This is a genomic window from Rhodanobacter sp. FDAARGOS 1247 (assembly GCF_016889805.1).
Classification (GTDB): Bacteria; Pseudomonadota; Gammaproteobacteria; order Xanthomonadales; family Rhodanobacteraceae; genus Rhodanobacter.
Map to the genome: position 1 here is coordinate 3,192,005 of NZ_CP069535.1, position 11,770 is coordinate 3,203,774.

Sequence of the window (11,770 nt, forward strand, 5' to 3'; positions counted from 1 at the left end):
CCCATTGACACATCTCCATGTCCAGCCATCTCCAGGAAACCCGCCGTCGCCGCACCTTCGCCATCGTCAGCCACCCTGACGCGGGCAAGACGACGCTGACCGAAAAACTGCTGCTGTTCGGCGGCGCGATCCAGCTGGCAGGCTCGGTGAAGAGCCGCAAGACCTCGCGCAGCGCCACTTCGGACTGGATGGCGCTGGAGAAGGAGCGAGGGATTTCGGTGACCTCGTCGGTGATGCAGTTCCCGTACGAAGGCAAGATCGTCAACCTGCTCGACACGCCGGGACACGCGGACTTTTCCGAGGACACCTACCGCGTGCTGACCGCGGTGGACTCGGCGCTGATGGTGATCGACTGCGCCAAGGGCGTGGAGGAACGCACGATCAAGCTGATGGAGGTGTGCCGGCTGCGCGACACGCCGATCATGACCTTCATCAACAAGCTCGACCGCGAAGGCCGCTCGCCGATCGAGCTGCTCGACGAGGTGGAGTCCGTGCTGGGCATCGCCTGCGCCCCGCTGACCTGGCCGATCGGCATGGGCAAGCGGCTGAAGGGCGTGTACCACCTGGCGCTGGACGAGGTGCACGTGTTCGAGCAGGGCAAGAATTTCACCCGGCAGGACTCCACCATCTTCAAGGGCCTGGACGCACCGGGCCTGGTCGAACGGATCGGCGAGGAGGCCATGCGCGAATTGCGCGAGGAACTCGAACTGGTGCAGGGCGCCGCGCCCTCGTTCGACCTCGACGAGTACCTGGCCGGCCGGCAGACGCCGGTGTTCTTCGGCTCGGCGGTGAACAATTTCGGCGTGCAGCTGCTGCTGGACTTCTTTGTCGAGCACGCGCCGTCGCCGCAGCCGCGCGACACCACCTCGCGGGCGATCGAGCCGGAAGAGGAAAAGCTGTCCGGCTTCGTGTTCAAGATCCAGGCCAACATGGACCCGGCGCACCGCGACCGCGTGGCCTTCATGCGCGTGTGTTCGGGCACCTACAACGCGGGCATGAAGATGGTGCAGACGCGCACCGGCAAGGAAGTGCGCATCGCCAATGCGCTGACCTTCATGGCCAGCGATCGCGAGATCGTCGAGACGGCCTACCCCGGCGACGTGATCGGCCTGCACAACCACGGCACCATCACCATCGGCGACACCTTCACCGAGGGCGAGCAGGTTTCCTTCACCGGCATCCCCAACTTCGCCCCCGAACTGTTCCGCCGCGCCCGCCTGCGCGATCCGCTGAAGATGAAGGCGCTGCAGAAGGGCCTGGCGCAGCTGTCCGAGGAGGGGGCGACCCAGTTCTTCCGCCCGCTGATGTCGAACGACCTGATCCTGGGTGCAGTGGGCGTGCTGCAGTTCGAGGTGGTCGCCTATCGGCTGAAGGACGAGTACAACGTCGACGCCACCTTCGAGCCGGTCACCGTCAGCACCGCGCGCTGGGTCCACTGCGACGACGAGAAGAAGCTGGAGGAGTTCCGCGAGAAGAACGCGATGAACCTGGCCATCGACGGCGCCGGCGAACTGGTCTACATCGCGCCGACCCGGGTCAACCTGCAGCTGGCGCAGGAGCGCTGGCCACAGGTGCGCTTCGCCAACACGCGCGAGCATGCGGCGGCCGTCGACGTCTGAATTTCCGGCGGCATGACGGTCGTCACTGGGCAACCCGGTGACTGACCGCTAACCTGCGCTGATTCCAACCGGGGGAAACCAGCACATGCCGCAGCCAGCCGTCGCCTTCGTCACGCCCGCCGATGCACCCCCGTGGAAACGCTGGCTGGTGTATTCGGCCGGGGCGCGCATCGTGATCTTCATCGCGTTGTTCATCGTGCTGAGTTTCGCCGCTGGCGCCGTGCTGCACCTGCTGGGTCTGGGCAAGGCCTCACCGCCGCTGGAACGCGCTTTCGGCCAGTTTGTCATCCGCGCCCTGATCCCGCTGCTGGTCTACCTGATCCTGGTGAAATGGATCGAGCGCCGGCGCATGCGCGAACTGGCGCCAGCCACGCTGCTGCCGCAAGGCCTGCTGGGCGTGGCGTTCGGCGTGGTGCTTTTCAGCATCATCGTCGGCGTGATGTACCTGCTGGGCAGCTACCAGGTGACCGGAACCAACCCGGATGCGGCATGGCTGCCGGCCTTGCTGGTGGTGGGGCTGGGCGCGGGCATCGGCGAGGAGATCATGTTCCGCGGCGTGCTGTTCCGCATCGTCGAGGAAGGCATGGGCACCTGGGCCGCGCTGATCATCTCGGCACTGTTCTTCGGCGCCGTGCACCTGGGCAACCCCGGCGCCACGCTGTGGAGTTCGCTGGCGATCGCGATCGAGGCCGGACTGCTGTTCGGCCTGCTGTACCACGTGACCCGCTCGTTGCCGCTGTGCATGGGCCTGCACGCGGCGTGGAATTTCACCCAGGGCACGATCTACGGCATCCCCGTTTCGGGCACTGACGCCGACGGCTGGCTGGTGTCCAGCCGCAGCGGCCCGGACTGGCTCAGCGGCGGCGTGTTCGGAGCGGAGGCTTCGGTAGTCGCGCTCGCGCTGTGTTCACTGTGCACGCTGGGCCTGCTGGTGATGGCACTGCGTCGGGGTTCGATCGTCCCGTTGCGCTCACGCCGCTGAGCGGCAGGCGGTGAAGCCGGTGGCTGGCCCGGAGCTGAATTCGCCACGAAACGCGGTTGGGGTTTGGTCGGCGCAGCGGCTACCCTGAGGAGGGGTCGCCGACCGGCGCCCCCTCCTCGCCGGTTTCGGACATCGCCATGGCCACCCACAATCCGCAGCAGCCCGGTTACCGCAGGAAGATCTCGTGGCTGGCCAACCAGCCACTGACGCGCAAGATGATGCTGGCCATCGGCCTGCTGCTGGGCGTGTTTCTGGTTGCCAACGTGGTTACCCTGCACTCCCTGCAGACGCAGGAAAACAACCGGCGCTGGGCCAGTCATACGTATAAGGTGCTGCTGCAGATCGACACGGTGCAACGCGCCGCGCAGACCGGACAGGTGGGCGCGCGCGGCTATCTGCTGGCGGGTTCGGCCAACGAGCTCGCATTGTTCCAGAAGTCCACGCGCGAGCTGGACCTGCGCATTCGCGAATTGCGCCAGTTGGTGGCAGACAACCCCTTGCAACAGGGCCGGCTCGATGCCGTGGCCGCCATGGCCAGCCGCTGGCAACGCGAGGTGGTCGACCTGGGCATCACCCCGTTGAAGCGGTTGGACCCGGGCGTCCCGGACGCCGCCCTGGAGCGTCAGCGCATCCAGACCGGATACATCGCCGGGCGCACCGTGCGCGTCGAGGACATGTCCGCGGCGCTGGATCAGATGGCCGGCGAAGAAAACCGCCTGCTGGCCCTGCGCAACCAACAGCTGGACCAGACCCTGCGCAACACCAAGGCGCTCAACGCGCTTTCCATCCTGCTCGGCATCCTGCTCGGCATCACGGTCATCCGGCTGACCTCGCAACTGGTGATCCGCCCGCTGCGCCGGCTCACCGACCAGATGACCCAGCTCTCCCACCACAACCACGACTTCGAGATACGCCGGCTGGATCGCCGCGACGAGGTGGGCGAGATCGCCCGTGCGCTGCAGGTGTTCAAGCAGATGTCGCTGGACACCGATGCGCGGTCGTGGACTCGCTCCAGGGTGGCGGACATTTCCCAGGTGCTGTTGCAGGCCACCACCCACAAGGACTTCGCCCAGTGGCTGACCAGCGAAGTGGTGCCGCTGTGCAACGCGGGCCTGGGCCTGTTCTACTCGTTCGACGACGCGCGCCATCGGCTGGACCTGCTGGGCAGTTACGGCCTGCGCCTCAGCAACCGGTCCGCCGACCAGTACATGCCCGGCGAGGGCCTGGTGGGTCAGTGCGCGGTGGATCGCAAGGCGATCATCCTGGACCAGGTGCCGGCCGATTACCTGCGCATCGATTCGGGCAGCGGCGAGGCGGTGCCTACCCACGTCGCGATCCTGCCGGTGATCTATCGCGAGACCCTGATCGGCGTGCTGGAGCTGGGCAGTTTCGCAGCGCTGACCGCCCTGCAGCGGCAGCTGCTGGACGAACTGCTGCCGATCGTGGCGCTGGCGCTGGAGAACCTCAACCAGGCCGTGCACACCCAGGACCTGCTGCAGCAGACGCAGGAGCAGGCGGACGAGCTGCGCCTGTCCGAGCTGGTGATGCGCCAGCAGAAGGAGGTGCTGCACGAAAGCAACGCCACGCTGCAGGCGAAGACCGCCGAGCTGGAGGAGCAGTCGCAGCGCCTGATCGCCTCCGAGGAGGAGCAACGCGTGCAGGCCGAGGAGCTGCGCTCCTCCAACGAAGAGCTGCGCGACATGACCGATAGCCTGAACCGGCAGAAGGTCGTGCTGGAAGATCTGCAGCGGGAAACCGAGGAAAAGGCCACCGAGCTGGCGCGCGCCAGCCAGTACAAGTCCGAATTCCTGGCCAACATGTCGCATGAGCTGCGCACGCCGCTGAACAGCCTGTTGATCCTGTCGCGCAGCCTCGCCGACAACGACACCGGCAACCTCGACGACGAGCAGATCGAATCGGCGCAGATCATCCATGACGCCGGCAACAGCCTGTTGCACCTGATCAACGACATCCTGGACCTGTCCAAGGTCGAGGCCGGCAAGATGGAGCTGATGGTCGAGCAGGTCTCCCTCGCCGAGCTCGGCAGGCGCTTGCAGCGCAACTTCGCCCACGTCGCCAGCGACAAGCACCTGGGCTTCGAGCTGGCGATCGACACGGGGCTGCCCGACGTCATCTCCACCGATGGTGGCAAGGTCGAACAGATCGCCAACAACCTGCTCAGCAACGCGTTCAAGTTCACCGCCAGCGGAGCGGTGAACCTGGACATCGGCCGTCCGCGGGCCGACCTGGAAATTCCTGCGGCGCTGTCCGGCCAGCCGCTGCTGGCGATCACCGTGAGCGACACCGGCATCGGCATTCCGCCGGACAAGCTGGAGCGCATCTTCAACGCCTTCGAGCAGGTCGACGCCAGCACCAGCCGCCAGTTCGGCGGCACCGGCCTGGGCCTGGCGATCTCGCGCAAGATGGCGCAGCTGCTGGGCGGCGACGTGGTGCTGCGCAGCGAAGACGGACGCGGCAGCCGGTTCACCCTGTTGCTGCCGGAAACACCGCCGGCCACCACCGCACCGGTCGTCGAAGCGGAAGCCGCACGCGATACGCAGACCCGGCGCATCGCTGCGCCGGCACTGCTGCCCGTCGCCATCGAGGACGACCGTCAATCGCTGCTGCCGGGCCAGGTCACCATCCTGGTGATCGAGGATGATCCCGCCTTCGTGCGCATCCTGATCGACCTGATCCATCGCCGGGGCTATCGGGCGCTGGCCGCGATGGATGGCGAGTCCGGCCTGCGGCTGGCGCGCGAACATCACCCGTCAGGCATCCTGCTGGACGTGTCGCTGCCGGTGATGGACGGCTGGACGGTGCTGGACCGGCTCAAGGTGGATGAGGCCACGCGCTCGATCCCGGTCCACTTCGTGTCGGTCAGCGACGTCGGCCGGCGCGGCATGGAACGGGGCGCGGTCGGCTTCCTGACCAAGCCGGTCAGTCGCGAGGCGATTGCCGGGGCGCTGGACCGCCTGCTGCGCTTCGGCGAGGGCCAGCGGCGCCGGCTGCTGGTGGTGGAAGATGACGCCGCCTCACGCAAGGCCATCCGCACCGCGCTGCGCGCCCACCACGTGGAGGTCGACGAAGCCGACTCGGCCGAGGACGCGCTGCCGAAGATCGCCGAGATCAGCTACGACTGCATCGTGCTGGACCTCGGCTTGCCGGGCATGTCGGGCCTGGAATTGATGGAGCACCTGTCGGCCCGGCCGGAAGCGATGCCGCCGGTGGTGGTGTACTCGGGGCGCGAACTGGACTCGGCCGAACAGCTGAAACTGCGCCAGTACGCCGACGCCATCGTGCTCAAGGGCGCGCGTTCCAGCGAGCGGCTGCTGCAGGAAGTGGGTGCGTTCCTGCAGGACATCCCGCCACCCGCAACGCCGCCCGCAACGACGGAGGCTCCCGCAACCCGGCTGGCCGGTCACCGCGTACTGCTGGTGGACGACGACATGCGCAACCTGTTCGCGCTGTCCAAGGTGCTGCGTGGCTGGGGTCTGCAGGTCGACATGGCCCAGGATGGCTACAAGGCGCTGGCCGCCTTGCAGACCGGCGAGCGGCCCGACCTGATCCTGATGGACATCATGATGCCGGGCATGGACGGCTACACGACGATACGCAACATCCGCGACATGGCCGGCTTCACGACCCTGCCGATCATCGCCGTGACGGCCAAGGCGATGACCGGCGACCGCGAGGTGTGCCTGCAGATGGGCGCCAGCGACTACCTCTCCAAACCGATCGACATCGACAAGCTCGCCGTCATGTTGCGTAGCTGGCTGACGAGCGAACCGTCGTGAGCGCCTGCCGCGACATGCTGCCAGGCAGCGTCGCGCCGGTGGAAGCGGACCGGGTTCACGCCGCACGACGGCCGCATCGGCTACGGTGGCCTCCCGGAAGCAGGGAGCAGCGGGCATGACCAGCGAATCGATGAAGCCGAAGATCCTGATCGTCGACGACACGCCGGCGAACCTGGTGGCGATGCGCCGCCTGCTCGCCCACAGCGGCGCGCAACTGTTCGAGGCGACCAGCGGCAACCAGGCGCTGGCGCTGTGCCTGGATCACGAGTTCGCGTTGATCCTGCTTGACGTCAACATGCCGGACATGGACGGTTTCGAAGTGGCCAGCCTGCTCGGCGACGCCGAGCACCTCGGCGGGACGCCGATCATCTTCGTCACCGCCGCCTACGCCGACGACATGAACCGGCTCAAGGGCTACCACTCCGGTGCCGTGGATTACATCGCCAAGCCGATCAACGACGTGATCCTGCAATCCAAGGTGCGCGTGTTCCTGGAGCTCCATTCGGCGCGGATGAAGCTGCGCGAGGCGATGGCCGAGCTGGCCGAGCGCAACGAGGAACTGCAACGCGAGATCGCCGAGCGCAAGCTGATCGAAACCATGGTGCGCCACCAGGCCAGCCACGATCCGCTGACCGGCCTGCCGAACCGGATCCTGTTCCGCGACCGCCTGCAGGGAGCGATCCAGCGCGCCAACCGGCATCACAGCCGCTTCGCCCTGGCCTGCATCGACATCGACGGCTTCAAGGGCGTCAACGACCGCCACGGCCACGCCGCCGGCGATGCGCTGCTGCAGGAGATCGCCAGCCGCCTGCCCACGCACCTGCGCAGCAACGACACCGTGGCCCGCCTGGGCGGCGACGAATTCGCGCTGGTGCTGGAGGAAATCGACGACCCGCAGGTGGCGCTGCAGCTGTGCGAGAAACTCTGCGCCGCGCTGGGCGAGCCCTACAGCCTGCGCATCAACAGCGAGCGGGTCGAGGTGCGCGTGGGCGCCAGCATCGGCGTCGCGCCATACACGCCGAGCGGACACGCCGATGCCGAAGAGCAGCTGATGCACGCGGCGGACAATGCGATGTACGAGGCCAAGCGCAACGGCAAGAACTGCTGCGTGCTGGCGAACACGTGAAACGGGCCGCGCCACCCGTCAGGTGGCGCGGCGATCCTTCGAACTTACTGGCCGGCCGAATTCTGCGGACGGATCTTGAACGCGCGCAGCTCGTCGGTGTCGAAGTCGTCCACCGAGATGAACTCGAACACGCCTTCGCGCACGCGGCGCAGCAAGTCCGTTTCGGCCTCGGAGATCACTCCCGCCTGCTGCGCCTCGGCGAGCTGACCCAGGTAGTCGTGCGAAGCGAACTGGCCCGACTTCAGCGCCTTGCCGAACTTGCGGTCGACCGGCTCGGCGGCGATCACGTCGGGCAGCAACGCCTTCATGCGGCCGATCGTGTTGTTCGCCGTGGGCGTGGTGTAGACCCAGTCGGTGAGGCGGTCGAGCGCCTCGTTCGGCGCGGTGAGCAGCGCGGCCACGCGACGGCCCAGGCGATCGGACGGCGGCACCTCGCGGCGACCCAGCGGGAACACCAGCACGCGCAGCAGCCACGCCACCGGGCGCACCGGGAAGTTGCGGATCGCGCCATCCAGCGCGTTCTGGATCAGCCACATGCACTGGTGGAAACCCCAGGCCAGGAACGGGCGATCCGCTTCCGGCCGGCCGTTGTCCTCGTACTGCTTGAGCATGGCGCTGGCGATGTACAGGTAGCTGAGCACGTCGCCCAGGCGCGCGGACAGCTTCTCCTTGAACTTCAGCTTGCCGCCGAGCACGCCCATGAACACGTCGGCGCACAGCGCCAGCGCGGCGGAGTAACGGTCGAGCTTGCGGTAGTAGCGGCGCGTATAGGCGTCACCCGCGGTCTCGCCGATGCTGGCGCCACTGAGGCCCATCGCCAGGCTGCGCACCGCGTTGGAGATGCCGAAGCCGATGTGGCCGAACAGCAGGCGATCGAACACCTTCAGCTGCTCGCCGCGATCGGCGATCGACAGCGCCTGCATTTCCTTCAGCACGTAAGGATGGCAGCGGATCGCGCCCTGACCGAAGATCATCAGGCTGCGCGTCATGATGTTGGCGCCTTCCACCGTGATCGCGATCGGCACCGCCGACCAGCCACGCCCGGCATAGTTGCTCGGCCCCAGCTGCACTGCCTTGCCGCCGTGCACGTCCATGGTGTCGCTGGCGATCTGCCGCGCCCATTCGGTGGCGTGGTACTTGGCGATCGCGGACGGCACCGCCGGCTTCTCGCCACGATCAACCGCGGCCGCGGTGGCGCGTGACAGTGCCGCGGTGGCGTAGGTCAGGCCGCCGATGCGCGCCAGCGCTTCCTCGACACCCTCGAAACGGGCCACCGCCAGGCCGAACTGCTTGCGCATGCGCGCATACGCGCCGGTGGCCAGCGCCGAGGCGCGCATGCCGCCGGTGGCATTGGACGGCAGCGAAATCGCGCGACCCACCGACAGGCACTCGACCAGCATGCGCCAGCCGTGGCCGGCCATCTGCGGGCCGCCGATCAGCACCGACAGCGGCGCGAAGACGTCCTTGCCGCGCACCGGCCCGTTCTGGAACGGGATGTTCAGCGGGAAGTGGCGACGGCCGATTTCCAGCCCCGGCGTCGAGCGCGGCAGCAGCGCCAGGGTGATGCCGAGGTCTTCCTTGTCGCCCAGCAGGTGCTCCGGGTCGAACATGCGGAAGGCCAGGCCGACTACGGTGGCCACCGGCGCCAGCGTGATGTAGCGCTTGTCGAAGGTGAGCTTGATGCCCAGCGTCTCGACGCCGTCGACGACCTGCTTGCAGACGATGCCGGTGTCGGGGATCGAGGTGGCGTCGGAACCGGCGTACGGGCCGGTCAGCGCGAAACACGGGATTTCCTCACCTACGGCAAGCCGCGGCAGGTAGTGATTCTTCTGCTCGTCGCTGCCGTAGTGCAGCAGCAGTTCGGCCGGCCCCAGCGAGTTCGGCACGGCCACCGTCGAGGCGACCGTGGCCGACATGCTGTTGAGCTTCTGCAGCACCGCCGAATGCGCCAGCGCGGAGAACTGCAGGCCGCCGTACTGCTTCGGGATGATCATGCCGAAGAAGCGGTTCTTCTTGATGAAGTCCCACACGTTCGGCGGCAGGTCGGCCAGCTCGTGGGTGATCTGCCAGTCGTCGATCATGGCGCACAGCCGTTCCACCGGGCCGTCCATGAAGGCCTGTTCTTCCACGCTGAGTTCCGGCTTCGGCTGCTTCAGCAGCTCGTGCCAGTCCGGCTTGCCGGAGAACAGCTCGCCCTCGAAGCCCACCGTGCCCGCTTCCAGCGCGGTCTGCTCGGTCTCGGACAGTTTCGGCGTGACCCTGGCGAACATCTTCAGCAGCGGCGCGCTGACCTGCTTGCGGCGGAAGTCGACCAGCAGCAGCGGTACGGCGATCGCCAGTTCGATGATCAGCAAGATCGCCGTGGTCCACGGCGCGTGCACCAGCAGGCCGACCACCAGCGTGGTGACGATGGTGGCGATCGCCCACGTGCGCAGGCTGGTGCGATGGTAGGCGCAGGCGCCGGTGGCAATCAGCGCCGCCAGCAGGGTCAGTAGCACGGACATCTCAACACCTCATTGCGATTGAACGGCGGCGGCGAGCCGGCCGACGGGTAATGAATCAAGACTCTGCACGAAGCGCACGACCTCGCGCGTGAAGGCATCGTTCGCGTCACCGGCCACCATGTGCGTGGCGTGCGGCAACTCGACGTGTTCGGCGTGCGGCACCAGTTGCAGGAACTCGTCGACCGTGGCGCGCGACACCACGTCGCTGCGGGCGCCGGACAGCAGCAGCACGGGCACGGAAATCTTCATCGCGGCGGCCTGCAGGCGCGGCTGGTAGCGCTCGCTTTCCTGCACCAGGTCGCCCGCCAGCAGGGCCGGGTCCCAGTGCCAGCGCAGCCGGCCGTCGACGCCCTCGCGCAACAACGGGCGCAGTTGCTGTTCGCTCTTGCGCTCGCGTCGCTGCGGCAGGTATGCGGCGATCTGCTCGGCCGCGTCGGCGTAGTTGTCGAAGCCGTCCGGGTGCGCCTGCATGAAGGCCAGGATGCGTTCCACGCCGGCGGTTTCCCAGCGCGGGGTGATGTCGACCAGCACCAAGGCGCGAAACGGCGAAGGATGGATCTCGCCAGCCAGCACCATGCCGAGCAGGCCGCCCATCGACGCGCCCACCAGGATCGGCGGCTGCGGTTGTGCATGGGCCAGGCGCAGCAGGTCATCGGCGAACTGGTCCATGTGATAGCCGACACCGTGGGGAACCCGATCGCTTTCGCCATGGCCACGGCTGTCGAATGTCACGCAGCGACAGCCCGCATCGGCCAGCGCCGTCGCCGCGCCCGTCCAGGCATGGCGGGTCTGGCCGAAGCCATGGGCAAACAGCAGGCTGGGATCGCCATCGGCATGGCGTGTCTCCACCGCCAGATCCAGGTCGGCGACGGGGAAGCGCAAGCAGGCAGCGGGGTGGCGATCACTCTGAACCATACGTCAGAGTATGGATTGCCTCGACGAACCTCGTCAACCGTGCCGCCAGCGCGGGTTGGCCGCCGCGCGCCCGGGTTCGACGCCCACACACATTACAAATGCACGGCGTCTGGCTACCATACGGACATGAATGTCAGCAGCAAGCCAGAACGTACCCGGCTGTCAGCCGAAGATTGGGAACTCGCCGCCCTGCAGCTGATCGCCGAGCAGGGCGTGGGCGCGTTGGCGGTGGAAGCTCTCGCCCGCCAGCTCGGCGTGACCAAGGGCAGTTTCTACTGGCATTTCCGCACCCGTGAAGCGCTGCTGCACGCGGCGCTGGAACGCTGGGAACAGTACGGCGAGCGCGAGGTGCTGGGCCAGATCGAACAGATCAGTGACCCGCGCAAGCGTCTGCCGGAACTGTTCCGCCGGGTTGCCCACGAATTGCAGCCGCACCGCGTGTATGCCGCGCTGCTGAAGGCGCTGGATCACCCCCAGGTGGTGCCGGTGATGGCGCGCGTGTCGCAGCGACGGATGGAGTTCCTGACCACGGCCTACCGTGAATCCGGCCTGCCGCCGCCGCAGGCCTTGAACCGTGCCCGGCTGACCTACGCCGCCTACGTCGGTTTCCTGCAGCTCAATTTCACCCTGGGGCTGCCACGACTGAACCTGGAGGAGTTCGACGCCTATGTCGAACACATGATCGCGACCCTGATTCCGGCCTGAACAGGAAGCTGCGGAAAGCCCCGAACGGCGCCATCTGGCGCCGTTTTTGTTGCATGAAACCTTGCAATACCAGTGCCTGCAAACTACCGTTTCAGATCACTTTTTGAAAAAACCTCAAGAGG

At 67.1% G+C, this 11,770-nt stretch carries 7 protein-coding genes; 5 read left to right on the plus strand and 2 right to left on the minus strand.

The genetic code is table 11. From position 1 onward, the window contains the following. The first annotated feature begins 17 nt into the window (after nucleotides 1–17). From I6J77_RS14575 to I6J77_RS14590, 4 genes are all read left to right on the plus strand, one after another. Nucleotides 18–1,619, plus strand: coding sequence for a peptide chain release factor 3 (locus I6J77_RS14575; protein ID WP_056716228.1), 1,602 nt, complete (start codon nucleotides 18–20; stop codon nucleotides 1,617–1,619). Nucleotides 1,620–1,704: 85 nt separating this feature from the next. Further along, nucleotides 1,705–2,601: a CPBP family intramembrane glutamic endopeptidase gene (locus I6J77_RS14580; protein WP_204109563.1), complete on the plus strand. Its 897-nt coding sequence runs from the start codon at nucleotides 1,705–1,707 to the stop codon at nucleotides 2,599–2,601. 137 nt (nucleotides 2,602–2,738) lie between these two features. Further along, on the plus strand, nucleotides 2,739–6,398 hold the full coding sequence (locus I6J77_RS14585; protein WP_204109564.1) for a response regulator: 3,660 nt from the start codon (nucleotides 2,739–2,741) through the stop codon (nucleotides 6,396–6,398). Between the two features lie 115 nt (nucleotides 6,399–6,513). Next, a complete protein-coding gene (locus I6J77_RS14590; RefSeq protein WP_239309023.1) occupies nucleotides 6,514–7,524 on the plus strand; it encodes a diguanylate cyclase in 1,011 nt (336 codons plus the stop codon). A 44-nt stretch (nucleotides 7,525–7,568) separates the two neighbouring features. Here I6J77_RS14590 and I6J77_RS14595 read toward each other — a convergent pair whose 3' ends face one another. Together I6J77_RS14595 and I6J77_RS14600 are read right to left on the minus strand one after the other, a co-directional pair. Further along, a complete protein-coding gene (locus tag I6J77_RS14595; RefSeq protein WP_204109565.1) occupies nucleotides 7,569–10,028 on the minus strand; it encodes an acyl-CoA dehydrogenase in 2,460 nt (819 codons plus the stop codon). 9 nt (nucleotides 10,029–10,037) lie between these two features. Further along, nucleotides 10,038–10,943 carry an alpha/beta fold hydrolase gene (locus tag I6J77_RS14600; protein ID WP_204109566.1) on the minus strand — a complete coding sequence of 302 codons (906 nt, stop codon included), beginning with the start codon at nucleotides 10,941–10,943 and terminating at the stop codon, nucleotides 10,038–10,040. Between the two features lie 126 nt (nucleotides 10,944–11,069). Between I6J77_RS14600 and I6J77_RS14605 the strand changes: the two genes are divergently transcribed. After that, a complete protein-coding gene (locus I6J77_RS14605) occupies nucleotides 11,070–11,648 on the plus strand; it encodes a TetR/AcrR family transcriptional regulator (RefSeq protein ID WP_007807633.1) in 579 nt (192 codons plus the stop codon). The last annotated feature ends 122 nt before the right edge of the window (nucleotides 11,649–11,770 follow it).